Genomic DNA, 16,370 nt, shown 5'->3' with positions numbered 1-16,370 from the left:
GTCTTGTGGTATGAAATTGATTTGAAGTTGCGATCATTGGCAACGCTTCCATTTTTGAGTTTGGATTATATCTTACCATATTTTGATAAGCAGATGGCTGTTTCTTTTAAAGGATGATGCAAGCTGGTTGATTTAAGACTTAATAGATCCGATTAACATCCCTTTGATAAAATACTTTTGCAGAAACGGATACACGATAATAATCGGTATGACGGAGACGACAATAACTGCCATTTGCACACCTGCCGGAGATACTTCATTTACGTTTTCTAATAAGCTGCCCGCTTGCCCAAGGTCGTTACTCAGTACGATTTCCCGAAGCCGCAGCTGAAGTGGATAAAGCGCTCGTGTATTGATAAAATACAACGCCGATGAATAAGAATTCCAATGGGATACCGCGTAGAACAAGCCCATAGTTGCCATAACAGGTTTGGACAAAGGAAGGATGACGCTCCACATCGTGCGCAGCTCTCCCGCTCCATCCATTCGCGCGCTGTCTATCAGTTCAGTAGGCAGGGCTGAGAAAAAAGAACGCATGATGAACAGGTTATATGCACTGATGGCCGATGGGATGATTAATACCCATAAAGAGTCGATCAAGTGCAAGTTTTTGATGACCATATAGTTCGGTATGAGCGGAGCGTGAAATATCATCGTAATTAGGATTAAAATCAGAACTCCTTTGCGCATCGAATATTCGGATCTGGATAAAGGATAGGCCAGTGATGCAGTTAAAATCAGATTAATAACTGTTCCGACAACTGTAATAAATATACTTACCATGAAAGCTCTCCAGATGGAGGTATCCCCAAGAATAACTTGATAATTCATAAGCGTCCAATCTACAGGGAATAGCTTAACCTCGCCTGCATTAATGGCATGAGTGCTGCTAAATGATTTGGCGAGCACATGCAGCAGAGGGAAGATCATCAAGCACCCGACCAGCATCAGAAATATATAGTTAAAAACGTCAAACAGGCGACCTTTATTTTTCATTTACTCTTCGACTCCTTTCTAGTAAAGTCCATCCCCTGATGCTTTTTTGCTAAGCGTATTCCCGATCATGACTAGCAACAGTCCGACGACCGATTTAAAGAGGCCTATAGCTGTTGTATAGCTGTATTGCTGATCAATAAGACCCACTCGGTATATATACGTATCGAGAATATCTCCATTGGTCTCATTAAGCGAATTGATAAATACAAACACTCGCTCGAAGCCAAAATCAAGGAAGTTACCGATATGAAGCAGGAACATAATCATGATGGTGGGCAAGATCGTCGGGATCGTAATGGATAAGGTTTGTTTCCACCGATTTGCTCCGTCAATCCGGGCCGCCTCATACAGCTCGGGATTCACAGCTGCGAGTGCGGCTAAATAAACAATAGTTCCCCATCCACTGTCTTTCCATATGCCTGTTCCAACCAGGATGGTACGAATATACGAGTCCTCGCCCAGAAAATAAACGGAGTCGAGCCCAAAAGCATTTAAGATCTGGTTCACGATACCTGTCGTTGGGGACAAAATGCCGATCATAATCCCCCCAATAATGACCCATGAGAGAAAATGGGGCAAATAAACGACGGTCTGCAAAATCCGTTTATAGAAAGCTTTTCTCACTTCATTAAGAAGGAGGGCGAATATTATGGGAACCGGAAACGCAAAGACCATATCATATAGGCCGATCAGGATAGTATTTTCAAGAATTCTCAAAAACTCTGGATAGGTGAACATCCGCCGGAACTGATCAAGGCCAACCCAAGGACTGCCTGTAAAACCTTTGAATATGTTGTAGTTTTGAAAGGCCATGATGGAACCCGCCAAGGGTAAGTATTTAAATACGATAAAAAAAATAATGCCCGGCAGTGAAATGAGATATAGCGCCTTATATTTGCGCAAATTGGTCATTCTTCTTTGGAATGGGGAAAGATCTGGCCTGCTCGCTGGCAATGCGGCTGGCACTTGTTGTGGCATAAATATCGCTCCTTTGGTTGCAGTTTGGATTTTGTTGTATGGCTAATGTTAATCCAATATCCAGGTCTTCAAAATGGAGATTTTTTGGCTTGCCTGTGTTTTATTACGATTGACTATTGTGCACAAATCTTGCGGGACTTCCCTGCAACTGAAGAAAAAGTATATTCAAATCCCTGACCATCGCTAATAAGAGATTGTTCTGGCAGATCAAGCGGAACAGCAGACCAAATTCGATATTCAGCGGTTAACGTAGAGTGAATCGTCGCTTCATCAAGCTTTCCTTGGCTCCAAAAAAGATCAACGGTAAAACCACCTCTTGCTCTCATTCCCCTTATGCTGCCTGAAGCCCACTCCTTAGGAAGGGCAGGTAATAGTCGAAGTTCTCCTCGGTGGGATTGCAGCAGCATTTCTGTTACGCCTGCTGCTCCACCAAAGTTTCCGTCTATTTGAAAGGGTGGATGGCAGTCTAAAAGATTCGAATACGTGGAGGAGGCTAAGAGATTAAGTAAATGCTCGTAGGCTTCCGCACCCATACCGAGACGGGCATAAAAGTTGACGATCCATGCCCTGCTCCAGCCGGTATGGCCTCCACCTCCGTCAAGACGGCGTTCAAGCGTTCGTCGGGCTGCTGCGGCAAGCTCAGGGGTGTGCCTCACGTCAATCTGTTCACCCGGATGTAATGCGAACAACTGAGAAATATGCCGGTGACCTGCGTCTTGCTCTTCGTAGTCAAACAGCCATTCCTTAATCTGTCCATGACTGCCCACACTCGGCTGTGGAATGTGTTCAAGCGTCTCATGTAGTTCAAAGAGAAACATTGTATCTGCTTCTCCAATTATTGATGCCGCTTCCGAACAGGCGGAAAGCATTGCATATGCGATTTGCAAATCCATAGATGGTCCCATACAGAGGCTGCCGCTGCTTCCGTCCGAAAGAAGGAAGCGGTTTTCAGGGGAGACCGAAGGCCCAGTAATCCGTACACCACCCTCCTCTACCATGTAATCAAGCAGAAAAATCGCTGCTTCCTTCATCACTGGATAGGCCCTTTCCTTGAGAAAAGACAGGTTCAGTCCAAACCGGTAGTGTTCCCACAAATGAAGGCATAACCAAGCAGCACCCATTGGCCAGACCGTACAGGTAATTAGGATGCCTTCAGGTCGGGTTTCCGCCCATAAGTTAGTGTTATGATGAGCAACAAAACCGCGACAGCCATACATTTCTTTTGCCGTTTCTTGACCGTTCAACTGCATCCGTTCGATCAGATCAAACAGCGGTTCATGGCATTCAGCCATATTTAGGACTTCGGCAGGCCAGTAATTCATCTGGAGGTTAATATTAATTGTATATTTTGATTCCCATGGCGGGGTAAAGCTATCATTCCATATGCCTTGCAGATTAGCAGGCAACGTACCTGGTCGAGAACTGGAAAGCAATAGGTAGCGCCCATACTGCACATATAGTGCAACTAGTCCTGGATCACCAAACTCATTGGAATTGCTTCTTTCATCTTTTGCTTGCTGTAACCGCAGTAATCGTTTATCGGTAGGAAGCTCGGCGTACGGGTCGCCATCCCTTGTTAAATCGATTGAAAATCGAGCAAACCGGGACTTGTATTCCTCCTTATGCCGCTTTATTAGAGTTGCAAAAGACTGAGCCGTGGCTTGATCCAATTGCTCCAGACAGGCTTTTTCAGGTTGATCCACACGAAAGGTACTCTGCGCTGCCAGCATAAGGGTGACGGAGTCTGCTCCCTCAATAGAGATGAAATCCCCTATGAGCCTCTGGCGGCCTCCTTGTTGAACTGCCCTTAGTGCTGTGCAAAAGCGAACACCATCCGCTCCGCATTCCCCATTCATTAGAACTGTGTTTGCAGGACCAGTACTACAGCCGGTATCGAACGGACGACGCATAAGATTCGCAGCCAACGTGATCTTGCCAAGTCTGTCAGCTGTCAATCGGACTACTAATACACCGTCCGGTTCACTTACAAAATATTGCCTGTAATAGCGAACCCCGCCACAACGGTACGACACCGTAACAACCGCTTGCTCCAAATCGAGCTCCCGCTCGTATTCTTCAATAACCTCACTAGAATCCAGAAACTTCAAAATCAAATCGCCAAGTGGCTGGTACGGCTGTTCATATTTTGGTGAAGCAGTCATAGCCATTCGAGCCAAATGTTCTGCCTCCGCCTGCCTGCCGTCTTTCAGCATTTGCCGAATCTCCGTCAAATACGGCTGAGCTGCAGGATTAGCTGCGCGTCCAGGGCCGCCGTACCAGATTGAATCTTCGTTAAGCTGGATTTTATCTTGGCCGATCATACCAGACACCATCGCCCCAAGGCGCCCGTTTCCTATGGGAAGAGCCTCATTCCAATTTGACGCCGGGCTTGTATACCATAATCGAAGACGTTCTGATTCCCGCATGGTTGCCGATAATGCCACCTCTTGTTTCGCTCGTCTTCTTTCACTCAACTCTTGTTCACCTGGCCTTTCCTATTTTCAGGTCATATCATTCGTCAGTAACTCCACTTCTTATGCTACTCTTGATTCTGATGTCTCTCCATGGCATAGATTGTTAGGGGTTGTGTTTTTTTATGATCCAAACTAAAAAGGATGCGGAAGATTCCGCACCCTACTGTAAATTATTTTTTTATATTACTGAGCGCATTTCGACCTAAACGTTCCATCAGCTGCTGCTTGTAGAGACTATTAATGACGACATGTTGACCGCAACTGCACCAATATCCATCTTCACGGGGCCGGGGATCATAATCGTTAGGAACCAGTCCGGGTACCTTGCTACCAACATGGCCAATGGCGTAGTTTTGAGCGGTTGGTGGCCGCTGTAAAGTGAGTTCTCCTTGCGTATTCCAGGTTACATAATTCGCGCCTGCCCAGCCATGTCCGCTGCCTAACCACGCCCTATCCCGAATAGAGATGGGAGCTTTGATATTATCGAACAGGCCTCCGACTGACCAGCGATGATGAGGCTCACTGGTGTTATAATTGTTAACAGCTTCCCCATCCAGAAATACATTTGGCCCCGGTACCCAGCTATCGACGGTGAACGCATGCCGCGCCGTTTCTGTATAAATACGTTGAGCGAGATTTAGCTGGCCCATCTGATGTATGACATAACGGCGACCCCCAGTAACCATACTGATCATATCGTACATTTGACAATCCTGAACCGTAATCCATTTGGAATAACGCTTCATTTGAACGAGAGAATAGGACAGATGGTAACCCGTCACATCTCGAACCCAGCCATTCTTCACACTGTTGAATACGACAAAACGCTCAGCATGCTTTTCGTCCGCATAATAAGGATCCGTTGTATCGTTATCCATCTTAATATCTATAATGCTCGGGTCAAAATCGGACTCTACCCTCATATTCTCTACCCCCACCTGCTGAATGCGGGCATGGTCTGTATATTTATAGATCTCTCCGCCGCCCCACTGAAGTTCGATAGCATTCGCTAGTGGGGCATCGACCGTAATCGCATTACCTACAATAGCAGTGATGACTCGGTCAAAATCCAGATTGAACGGTGACCATTGGGTTACGGTTCCACCCGGGCGCTTATATATGTTATCCATGCCAATTTCGTGAATCCAGTTTTTATCACCTATTCTGCGGACTATGATCTGATCGCCTACACGATAAGCATTCCCGTCTTCTACATGGAAAGTGCGCGAGCCTGAGGGTACATACAAATCTGAAATCATCCGTTTCGAGTTGCTGTCCAGCATAAGATCTGCATTTTCACCAATTTCAACTAGATTTCGTTGTTTCGCTCCGGTACCATAGAGAATGGTGCCCTCTTTGTCCTGACCTTCGCCGCGAAGGACGATCCCGCTTGCTTTAATGAATAACGTGCCTCCGATTTCATATCTGCCTTTTTTCAACAGGATCGCTCCGCGGAATCCGTTCTTATCGAGCGGGCGCTTGGCCAACTGGTCAATCGCAACCTGAATACGTTCCGTCGCGTCTCCGTCTAAGGGTAGAACGGTCGACTTAACGGGGATATTCGGGATTTCAACACCGCCACCCCTATAACCCGCATTGGAAAAATCTAAGATCCGATTACCTCGATAATCACCGATATACATCATCATTCCATCGTTACCAAGGAAAGCAATTGGGCTCTGTCCCGCGGGGATGCTCTTTGGATCCAGCACGGTAAAATAATATGAGTCATACTGAGGAGCTTTTCCGTCCTGCTTGAGGGTCATTCGCAGTTCATAAGTACCCAGTTGTTCTGCCGTGCCTAACGGTGTCCATTCCATTAACGAGTCTTTGACCATAGGAGTCTCAGGCAAACTATCAACCAGCTTCGTTCTATCAAAAATAAATTCACCGGCAACCCTTCCGTCAACACACGATGTGAAGGAAACCGTCGGATAACCCTCCCTAGGCTTGAGGATAGCTGGTTGACCAATTTCAGTAGTCATGTGCGTATGCTTTAACGTGGAATTAATAATAAAGAGTTCACCTCCTTTTCTATATTCACTCTCACATGTCGGATACATATTACCTTGGCTAAAGAAGAATTAACATGTCATTTTTATTGATTGGAATGTGTTTTCTTATTCACCTATTTAAGCAAACCCTTGCACCCGCATGATGCTGAGCAACGATTAAGCCAAACTAAAGATAAGATTCTAAAGGCACTAAATAAGAGATGAAAGTTAACTTAGATAAAAAAAGGCGCGATCCCAAAGGGCATCACGCTTTTTTATCTAGCTTAGATTTCCTATAACTGGGTGTGGCACATAAGGCTCTTCTAGTCTCGCTATATCACTTGGCTCCAGCGTCACTAATAACGCTGCAACGGCGTCCTCCAGATGATTAGGTTTGGTTGCACCAATGATAGGCGATGTTACTGGCTTTTTTTGCAGAACCCAAGCAAGCGCTACTTGTGCACGTGGAATCCCCCGCTTAGCCGCAATTTCGGCAACTACCTCAACAACCTTGCGGTCAGCTTCAGCCATTTTTGCATAAAATGCCTTTCCGACTTCGTCTATCTCTGAACGAGCTGTTTGTTCATTCCAATCACGGGTTAGTCGGCCTTTAGCAAGCGGACTCCATGGGATCACACCGATTCCTTCTTCCCGGCAAAGAGGCAACATTTCCCGTTCTTCTTCCCTGTAGAGTAGATTCAAGTAATTTTGCATAGAGACAAATTTAGTCCAACCATTTCGCTCAGCAACATGCTGCGCCTGCAAGAACTGCCATGCATACATAGAGGACGCTCCTATATATCTAACTTTCCCTGCCTTTACTACGTCATGGAGTGCCTCCATGGTCTCTTCGATAGGAGTGTCATTATCCCAACGATGAATCTGGTATAGGTCCACATAATCCGTGCCCAGCCGTCTTAGACTGTTGTCTATTTCGGTCATAATCGCTTTGCGTGAAAGTCCTGCCCCATTTGGTCCCTGATGCATCCGGAAAAACACCTTTGTCGCAATGACTACCTCATCCCGGCGAGAGAATTCTTTTAAGGCACGTCCGACAATTTCTTCGCTAGTTCCGTCAGAGTATACATTAGCCGTATCAAAGAAGTTGATCCCAAGCTCCAGTGCTCTTTTAATAAAAGGTCTGCTCTGCTCCTCATTCAGCGACCACGGAGCCATTCCACGTTCAGGTACTCCGTAACTCATACAGCCAAGACAAATTCTAGATACGTCCAAACCAGTACGTCCAAGTTTTATATATTCCATTAGCTTGTGCCTCCTTTAGATTTTGGGTTTGTTAACTCCTAAACTGCGGCAAATTTCCATATCTGGTGATTCGGCCAATTTAACAACTAACGCAGCCACACTTTTTCGCGACACTTCTCTCCCTTTAAAAGGTTCACCTTTCTGAGTTGTTTCGTAGTCAAATGATTTCTACTGATTTTCGATATGGATCCAATATACTGCTGTACTTCTCTCCGGGAACTTCATCGTAAATGCCCATTGAGCTTATAAAAATCAAACGTTTAAGACCAGTTGTATTCATTGCCTCTACGATAGATCTAGACATTCCTTCCAAATTACCAGCCAGATTGGCATAAACAACATCTTGCCCGATCATCGCTTCTTTTAATTGCTCACTATCCATAACGTCCCCTTCAACTACTCGAGCACGGCTGGATGTTATATAGCTTAATCTGTCCGAGTTGCGAAGATATAGAGTTAACTGAGCATCGGTTTCGTTCAAGAATAAATCAATCGCATGACGAGCAATTCCACCGTTAGCGCCTAAGATCAAAACATTGCTCAATTTCAAAACCCCTTTCTTAGTTCTAATTATGCGATGTATGAAGTTGACACCGTTATCTCAATTATCTTAAATGATTGCCTATTCCTCTCACTAGCACTAACACAAAAGATGCTTTTACTTTATAATTGAGTAAGAATAAAACATTAGGAGGAGCACATGTCTGAAGAATTACTAGAGCGGAAAGAAGAACTCGCCAGATTGATTGAACATCATTCGTGCCAGGATGGAGTATATGAGACCGCTATCCCCTCATTGTTTGTGATTCGTAACTCCAACGTGACCGAGCCAGTATACAGAGTATACAAACCTTCTTTATGTTTCATTGCGCAAGGAACAAAGGAGATCATACTGGCCAAGGACCGTTTTGAGTATGGTCCCGCAAATTATCTAATATCATCAATGAATTTACCGGTTATCGGTCAGATTATAAAAGCTTCTCCCAATGCACCCTATTTAAGCTTTAAGCTAGAATTTACGCAGAGTCAGATATTGAAGGTACTAAATGATTCCGAATTTAAACTCGCTCCGAAAGAAAATGCTAAGCGAGCTATGTATGTCGGGCAGATAGAGTTATCACTATTGGATGCGATCCTGAGATTGGTACGTTTGCTGGATGATGCCAAGGACATTCCGTTTTTGGCTCCGATTTATACTGATGAAATTCTATACCGGCTTCTGAAGGGACCCTATGGAGTTACACTCGCTCAAATTGCGATGGAAGGTAGCAGCACCTACCGCATTCGGGAGGCCATCGAACAGATTATCGAGAACTGTGATAAACCTTTGCGGATTGAAGAGCTTGCTGAAACAGCCAGTATGAGTATTTCTTCGTTCCACAGACACTTCAAAGAGGTAACTGCCATGAGTCCTATTCAGTTTCAAAAGCATCTGCGCTTACAGGAAGCTCGCCGCCTTTTATTATCTGAATCAGCGGATGCAGCGGATGTCGCGTTCCGTGTTGGCTATGAAAGTGCATCACAATTCAGCCGCGAATATTCTCGGATGTTTGGTTCACCCCCTAGAGCAGACATCAAGCGTTTGAAGGAAGATATGCTCATTGGATAAACGCGAACGCGTTCTTCATTCACAATATGGAACTATCCGCTAAACACCAACATGTATAGGTAACCTTTGCGCACACGCTGATTCTATCGGGTTTATCGCTAATGAGCTTATTACTATCGGACCCAGAGGACCTTAAACGCAGTAATATCTCACATTTGGGATGCTAAAGGACCGCATAGCTGCTATTGGTTCAAAAAACGCTCAATCTGAATCGCTTTCGAAGTAATAGCTGCAATGGGGTCCGAAACTAAGCTCAAAAAGGGATAAATACGCAAATAACGTCCTCTGAGTCCTTAAGCCCAAGAGGTTTATAAATACAAGCTGAGGCAAACAACCAACGACGACAAAAAAACAACGACAACCAAAAAACACAAAGCAGCGATTCATCCATACTTGGAGAATCGCTGCTTTGTGTTTTCCACAAGCTAACACTGCTTTTTCTGACGAACACGTAGCCGACCGCTTTTTATTTCTTTTGATAGCTAAACCAATCATAATAAGCAGTTGTTTGATTAGGAGAGTAGCTATACATACCGAAAAATACTCCAGTAAATCCTCCTGCGACTTCAGTAGAAATCAAGTGTGTCTCGGCTTCGCCAAGCTGATGCCATATTTGATCCACACCTCGATAGTAAAACATATATTTTTCAGGTGATGCCTGGATTCTCAAATCTACCCCTGTACCTTCTAAAGCCGAAGAATATGCCACATCACTAATGCTCCCTACCTGTCTGCGCAGTGTAATAACATTTTCACCTTCCATTTGCGTTAGTCCAATTGCGTAGTGATACTGCTGATCCATAAAAACTACAAGACCAGCTTCGTCACCATCAAGAGGGCTAAATTCCATTTTGGTGGTAATTTCACAATTCAAATGCCGCTGTCTACAACCAATAAAAGCAGGCGTTCCCTTCTCATTTAATCTCACATCTGATCCACGTAAAGCTAGCCACCCTCCCCGTTCCTGCAATGACCAATCCACCTTATTAGCATTACGAATGAAATTCCAGCTCATTCTTAGGTCAGATTGATTAAAATCGTCGGTTTCAGGCTCTTCTTCCCACGGCATTGGTGAAGGCAGGTCAGCTTCCATTTCTAATCCAACCACTCCGTTATCCCCAATCATTGGCCAACCCTCCTCCGTCCACTGAACCGGAGCCAAATATGTCTCTCTGCCAAGATGATAACGGTAAGGATAACCTACTGGTCGAATCCCCAGAAATACCGCCCACCAGCTACCATCCTGTGCTTCAACTAAATCGGCATGTCCTGTAGCTTGAATGGGGTAATCTGAACTTCGATGAGTCAAAATCGGATTGTGAGGAGACGATTCATAAGGCCCATATGGCGATTTACTTCTTGCAATAGTCTCCATATGTCCATATTCTGTCCCACCTTCTGCACACATCAAATAATAGTAATCGTTTATTTTGTAAAGATGTGGACCCTCCGGGAATTTTCCTCCGCTGCCAGTCCAGATCAAGCGTGTATCGCTAAGCTTATGGCCCGTTTCAATATCAATCTCACATTGGTAGATCCCCATCCCTTGCTCGGAGCCTGTGCTTGTTAAATAAACCTTTCCATCATCAAAAAACAAGGAGGGATCAATACCTTCCTGCTCCACATAAAGTGGATCCGACCATTCACCTGCCGGGTCATCCGCCCAAACGTAGAAATGACCTCCGCTATCCTTATTTGTCGTAACCATATAAAAACGACCGTTATAATAACGAAGAGTCGGCGCCCACACACCTCCGGAAACCACTGATTCATCAAATTGAAGCTGATTCTCACGAGTCAAACAATACCCAAGCTGCTTCCAATGCACCAAATCCTTGCTGTGCCAAATAGGTATTCCCGGAGAATAGGCAAATGAACTGTTTACCAGATAATAATCCTCGTCTACTCTGCAAATGCTTGGATCTGGATAAAACCCCGGGATAATCGGATTGTTATATTTCATGTAGTATTCTCCTTCTCTATCTTAATCACTGAAACCTATGTCAAGGATTATACTGCTTCAGCTGGATAGAAAGCCTTGATTATTCGGTCCTAAAATAGCATGATATAGACATTCATCTAGACAAGCTTTTGGAGGGTAACGAGTTGAGTGAATTTTATTTAAAATGGTTTACATCTGATCGTCAATTTCCATTTTTTATTCAATACGGCTATCACGACGAAGACACCGATCTACATAGACATGCGGACTTTTCAGAGCTCGTAATTGTATTGAGTGGCACAGCTACACATATTGTTAATACTGAGGAGTCTTTTATCAAAAAGGAAAATGTGTTTGTAATTAATGGTTCGACCCCGCATGCTTTTAAAGATCCTCAGGATTTCAAGATCTGCAATATTATGTTTCAGCCTGAAATGCTATCGACAGCTGGGCCGGATTTGCGGACATCCAACGGCTTTCAAGCATTATTTGTGTTGGAACCCCTGTATCGTCATAAACATTCCTACACAAGCAAACTCAGCTTGCCGATTCCTAACCTGGAGTATGTCTCTTTTCTCATAGCGGGCATGATTGAAGAATATCACAACAAGCTACAGGGTTATCAGACCATGCTGGGCTCCAAGTTTATGGAACTGGTTGTCTATTTGTCCAGACATTATGACCAACAGGAAAAAGGGATTCAAGGGAACCATCTGATGCATTTGGCGAATGCACTCTCATATATGGAAGATCGTTATCTTGAGCCCTTAACACTGGATCAGATCGCCAAACATTCGGACATTTCAGTCAGACACTTAAACCGGATCTTTCGCTCCTACTATCAGACAACCCCGATCGCTTATCTTCATCGTTTACGTCTGGAACGGGCTTGCGGACTATTAAAGCATTCTAACCTCAGTATCACCCAAATCTCACATGAATGCGGGTTTAGTGATAGCAATTATTTTACCCGCCAATTCACCAAAATCTATGGGATGTCACCTAAGGTCTATAGGAACAAGCTTTGAGGGTAAAAAAAGAACACCAGGCAGCGATTCTCCTATTGTTGGAAAATTACTGTCTGGTGTTTTTGGATTAACCAGCTTACCTGATCAGATTATGGGCAAGTGAATATAAACAAACTAATGGTCCGCATATCGCTTATAGCAAACCTTGGAATGTAACCGATCGGAATGCCCTCTCCGTATTCTCTTAGTTCTGTGTCTTAATCGAATCTGGGAGATAACTGCATTCTATACACTTATTCCGTACGCAAAAAGAACCTTCATACTTTAACTGCATTCTATACAACTAAAAACGATCAAATCCACCTATTGGGTAGAAAATCAAGGAAATAGATGTACGAAGTACACTTATATCCCCGAGCTGAGTGATTTGAAGGAATATAGTTGTACGAAATGCAGTTAAACGTTGGTACACATCGCATCCATCGACTATCTATTCAGCGTTAGCGTGCTCGTCGCTTATTAGTTAATAAGTTAATTCATACCAACAATGGAACATATGTCTTTTTCAGAAACGCAATTTCTTCATAGGTTAACGCACATATTTAGATTTTTGGATCTGATCTGTTTCTGTGCGATGAGTTGTTTCTGCTCAGTCTCACGTAAGTCTTCTTTGTTCATCCACCTCTTTCCGAGTAAGCCTGTGTCCAAAGAATCTTCATTTCATAAAATAGCTTAATAAGGTTTCTGCGCTTCTACTTGGGAATATGAGGTGACATGATGTTATTTTCTGCACAAGGGGTACCACCCCAAGGATATTACCAAAGCATCTGGGACTTTACTTCCCACAACGAAAACAGTACAAAGGAAGCTGGGAATGTCGTTCCTTTTGACTTCGGACGGGCGGCTGAGTTCAGAGCGCCCAAAAGCATTGAAACGAGTATTGCTCCAGCACTAACACCTTATTGTTTAGAGCCCTTTGGCGTATACGTAGCCACCATTTCCAGAGGGAAGGTATGGGGAGAATCTGGTGCCCTTCTAACACCAGAAGGGAAATTGATCTTTGATCTTTCCCAAGAATATGATGCCGAACAATACAGGATGCTTGAAGCAGATGAGCACCCAGTGTTTCACCGGTGGAACGATCCGCAGCTTCAACATTTTGCCGGGACCGCGGCGGTGTTAACATTTTGCGGAGCCCATAACTATTTTCATTGGATGTATGATGTGCTTCCTAGATTAGCGATGCTTCAATCGAGCGGAATCACTTACTCCACTATTATCATGAATCCAAATCCGTATGGACCCTTTGTGGAACAAACGTGGGCCATGCTTGGGATATCCGAGTCATTGGTGATCCGGACGAATTCAGAAGCATATGTTCAGGCTGACCAGCTACTTGTCCCTTCCTTAATGATGAATTCACATTATCCTCCTTGGACCACGGATACACTGCGGAGATTTTTGTTACCGCATAGAGAAACAACACTAGTCACTCCAGAACGAATTTATATCTCACGAAAAAAAGCAAGCTCAAGAAGGTTGGTTAATGAAGATGATGTCATCCGCTGCCTAGAGAAATTTAATATCGTACCGATTTGTCTAGAAGACTGGACGGTTGCCCAGCAAATCCAATTATTCGCCTCAGCGAAAGTAATCGTAGGTCCGCATGGTGCTGGACTCGCTAATCTGGCTTTTTGCCAGCCTGGAACACAGGTCATTGAAATTTTCCATGCCCAGCATGTTGTTCCAACCTATTGGATGATCAGCAACCATAATAATCTCGAATATTATATGGTGTACGGGCAAGGTGTAGCAGATCCTGCGATTCGTTTTCCAGGACTGGAAGACATCTATGTGAACGTAGATCGTCTGAAACAAACGATGCATCTGGCAGGCTTGGAATGAGAAGCTTGCTTACTACTTTCTCGAATTCAAAAAGCGCAAAGCATATTTTGCTTTGCGCTTTTTAAGAAACATAGATTTAATCACGCCGTGTTACATACTTCAACCATAGCCCATCATCCGCAAGTTTTTCTACACTTTTTAAGCTGAAATTTGCTGAGGGCTGTTGTTTCATAGATGAATCCATTTCAAATAAGGTCACAGAATTAGAGGCTCCATCTACGATGGGAACTATAACCAAGCTCAACTCATCAATTAAATCTTCATTCAGGAAAGAGCCGTTTAAAACGCCCCCACCCTCCAGCATCAATTCATCGATTGAGAATAATTGTTTCAGCTTTCTCACGACTACAGAAAAATTCAATCGTTCTTTTCCACCGAATATATATGAGATTCCTAGATTTTTCAGATAAGCTAGATAAGCATCAGATACCTGTTCTGTAAGCACTTCAATGATATGATGCTCTGTTCTATTGTGACTTCCTTCTGAAATGTAGTTTTTGGTCCAGCCCAGTTTTCCCGAGGGATCTACAGCTACTGCATATGTTGAGGCATCATTTTGAGCGATAAATTCTGTTCTAGGAATGCTTGAAGTGTTACTCTGCTCTAATTCTAATTTATTGCCTAACGTAAAATTTTCCTCCATGGTAATCCTGCCACATATCCAAGCTTTACATCCATACCGATCCCCTTTTAACCTACTTGAACTGTTGGGCGAATAATCATTTCATTGATAGCCAAATCTGAAGGTTGCTCAATGGCAAATGTGATGGCACGAGCGATGCTGTCTGCATCAATGGCTATTTTGTAAAATTCATTCAAGCCAGCTTTTGACTCTGCATCTGAGGTAGTATCTAACAATTCGCTGCTGACGGCTCCTGGAGAAACATTGGTAACACGAATATTGGTTCCACTCATCGCTTCTTCTTGACGAAGCCCTTCAGAAATTGCTCTAACCGCATGCTTGGTGCCACAATATACTGTACCCCCTGGGTAAATGTTATGGCCAGCAACCGATGATAAGTTAATAATATGACCAGATTTTTGCTCTCTCATTGATGGGAGAACAGCTGCAATCGCATATAAAACCCCTTTGATATTTACGTCAATCATTTGATCCCATTCATCCACCATTTTCTTAAAAAGAAAAGCTTGTGGCATGATTCCCGCATTATTAACTAATACATCAATTTTGCCAAACTCTTTAAGTGCATAAGCTGCCAGTTCTTCCATTTGTGCTTGGGAAGTCACATCTGTCACTTTGTAGATGGCTGTTCCACCACTTTGTTCAATTTCTCCTTGAAGCTTTTGAAGACGTTCCTCACGACGAGCGGCTAGAACAAGCTTAGCACCTTTAGAGGCTAGTTCTTTCGCGGCGGCTTCCCCAATCCCACTAGAAGCACCTGTAATAATTACGACTTTATCTTTGATATTTGACATGTAAAAAAACACCCTTTCGATATTGTATATTGATTTATTAATAGACTATAATCTATTATTATAAACAGTTACAGAATACATTCAATTGTACGATGAGTCTGTTTTGTTCAATACTAAACAGATCCTATAAATGTGTTTATTATTTTTAGAAAGTAAGGTGAACCCCGAATGTCTAAAGTGGATAGAAGAATACTCAAATCTCAAGATGCGCTTAAAAAGGCCGTCATTGAACTGATGACTAAGAAAAATTTTGACGACATTACCATACAGGATCTCTCCGACACAGCAAATGTAAGCCGGGGAACGATCTACCTTCATTATCTGGATAAATATGATTTGTTAGATAAACTTATCGAAGAACATATAGAGGTCCTAAGAGCACTTTGTGAATCGGCGTCTGAATTGGATTTTATCGAGGCAACGTTGATCTGGACGGAATACTTCGATAAAAATTTTTCTTTCTTCTCTATGATGTTAGCGAGTAAAGGTGCTCCTTATTTTCGAAATCGTTTCTTAAGCTTTCTTCTCGATGAGTTTCGGCATGAAGTAAATGTCACCGCAGGAATAAACCAAGGGTTAAATGAAGAGGTTATTATTAGTTTTGTTGCATCGGCTTATGCAGGGGTAGTGGAATGGTGGTTCAAGAATGAAAGACCTGTAGCACATCAAGTCTTGGCTGAACAACTCGGAACGTTATTAGAGAGGAATTTATAAAAAGAGCGGCGATTCTCCTATAATAGGTGAATCGTCGCTCTTTTTTATCGGGCATTAATTACGCAATAGATTACACATCTTTTTAAGGAC

Annotated in this window: 13 protein-coding genes; 4 read left to right on the top strand and 9 right to left on the bottom strand. The window is 43.5% G+C overall.

Annotated elements, in window-relative coordinates; all coding sequences use genetic code 11:
• Positions 1–132 precede the first annotated feature (132 nt).
• The 6 genes from NSQ50_RS14855 to NSQ50_RS14830 all read right to left on the bottom strand — a co-directional run bounded on the left by NSQ50_RS14855 (position 133) and on the right by NSQ50_RS14830 (position 8,249).
• The gene (locus tag NSQ50_RS14855) at positions 133–996 is read right to left on the bottom strand and encodes a carbohydrate ABC transporter permease (RefSeq protein ID WP_038570993.1); all 864 of its coding nucleotides are present in this window, start codon (positions 994–996) and stop codon (positions 133–135) included.
• An 18-nt stretch (positions 997–1,014) separates the two neighbouring features.
• Positions 1,015–1,908, bottom strand: coding sequence for an ABC transporter permease (locus tag NSQ50_RS14850; protein ID WP_051491014.1), 894 nt, complete (start codon positions 1,906–1,908; stop codon positions 1,015–1,017).
• Positions 1,909–2,087: 179 nt separating this feature from the next.
• A complete protein-coding gene (locus NSQ50_RS14845; RefSeq protein WP_256716971.1) occupies positions 2,088–4,448 on the bottom strand; it encodes a glycoside hydrolase family 95 protein in 2,361 nt (786 codons plus the stop codon).
• Between the two features lie 170 nt (positions 4,449–4,618).
• Positions 4,619–6,433: a hypothetical protein gene (locus tag NSQ50_RS14840; protein ID WP_076222514.1), complete on the bottom strand. Its 1,815-nt coding sequence runs from the start codon at positions 6,431–6,433 to the stop codon at positions 4,619–4,621.
• A 288-nt stretch (positions 6,434–6,721) separates the two neighbouring features.
• Entirely contained in the window at positions 6,722–7,705 is a 984-nt protein-coding gene (locus NSQ50_RS14835) for an aldo/keto reductase (protein WP_038570987.1), read from the bottom strand.
• 157 nt (positions 7,706–7,862) lie between these two features.
• Positions 7,863–8,249 carry an NAD(P)H-binding protein gene (locus tag NSQ50_RS14830; RefSeq protein ID WP_244886485.1) on the bottom strand — a complete coding sequence of 129 codons (387 nt, stop codon included), beginning with the start codon at positions 8,247–8,249 and terminating at the stop codon, positions 7,863–7,865.
• Between the two features lie 156 nt (positions 8,250–8,405).
• Between NSQ50_RS14830 and NSQ50_RS14825 the strand changes: the two genes are divergently transcribed.
• Positions 8,406–9,314, top strand: a complete 909-nt coding sequence (locus NSQ50_RS14825) for an AraC family transcriptional regulator (RefSeq protein ID WP_076222517.1) — start codon at positions 8,406–8,408, stop codon at positions 9,312–9,314.
• Positions 9,315–9,780: 466 nt separating this feature from the next.
• Here the strand turns inward: NSQ50_RS14825 and NSQ50_RS14820 are convergent, their stop codons facing one another.
• Positions 9,781–11,277 carry a glycoside hydrolase family 43 protein gene (locus NSQ50_RS14820; protein ID WP_076222519.1) on the bottom strand — a complete coding sequence of 499 codons (1,497 nt, stop codon included), beginning with the start codon at positions 11,275–11,277 and terminating at the stop codon, positions 9,781–9,783.
• A gap of 143 nt (positions 11,278–11,420) precedes the next feature.
• On the opposite strand from NSQ50_RS14820, the gene NSQ50_RS14815 reads away from it, so the two are divergent.
• Together NSQ50_RS14815 and NSQ50_RS14810 are read left to right on the top strand one after the other, a co-directional pair.
• The gene (locus NSQ50_RS14815; RefSeq protein ID WP_076222522.1) at positions 11,421–12,284 is read left to right on the top strand and encodes a helix-turn-helix domain-containing protein; all 864 of its coding nucleotides are present in this window, start codon (positions 11,421–11,423) and stop codon (positions 12,282–12,284) included.
• Between the two features lie 714 nt (positions 12,285–12,998).
• Complete coding sequence (locus NSQ50_RS14810; protein WP_081386830.1) at positions 12,999–14,129, top strand: glycosyltransferase family 61 protein; 1,131 nt, start codon at positions 12,999–13,001, stop codon at positions 14,127–14,129.
• Between the two features lie 76 nt (positions 14,130–14,205).
• Here NSQ50_RS14810 and NSQ50_RS14805 read toward each other — a convergent pair whose 3' ends face one another.
• Entirely contained in the window at positions 14,206–14,772 is a 567-nt protein-coding gene (locus NSQ50_RS14805; protein ID WP_076222526.1) for a dihydrofolate reductase family protein, read from the bottom strand.
• Positions 14,773–14,819: 47 nt separating this feature from the next.
• A complete protein-coding gene (locus NSQ50_RS14800; RefSeq protein WP_076144157.1) occupies positions 14,820–15,566 on the bottom strand; it encodes an SDR family oxidoreductase in 747 nt (248 codons plus the stop codon).
• A gap of 168 nt (positions 15,567–15,734) precedes the next feature.
• On the opposite strand from NSQ50_RS14800, the gene NSQ50_RS14795 reads away from it, so the two are divergent.
• Positions 15,735–16,280 (top strand): TetR/AcrR family transcriptional regulator, encoded by a 546-nt coding sequence (locus NSQ50_RS14795; RefSeq protein ID WP_076144159.1) that lies wholly within the window; start codon positions 15,735–15,737, stop codon positions 16,278–16,280.
• The last annotated feature ends 90 nt before the right edge of the window (positions 16,281–16,370 follow it).

Origin of the sequence: Paenibacillus sp. FSL R10-2788 (assembly GCF_038003885.1) — a bacterium.
Taxonomy (GTDB): Bacteria; Bacillota; Bacilli; order Paenibacillales; family Paenibacillaceae; genus Paenibacillus_AQ; species Paenibacillus_AQ odorifer.
This window is presented reverse-complemented; position numbering and strand designations above follow the sequence as displayed.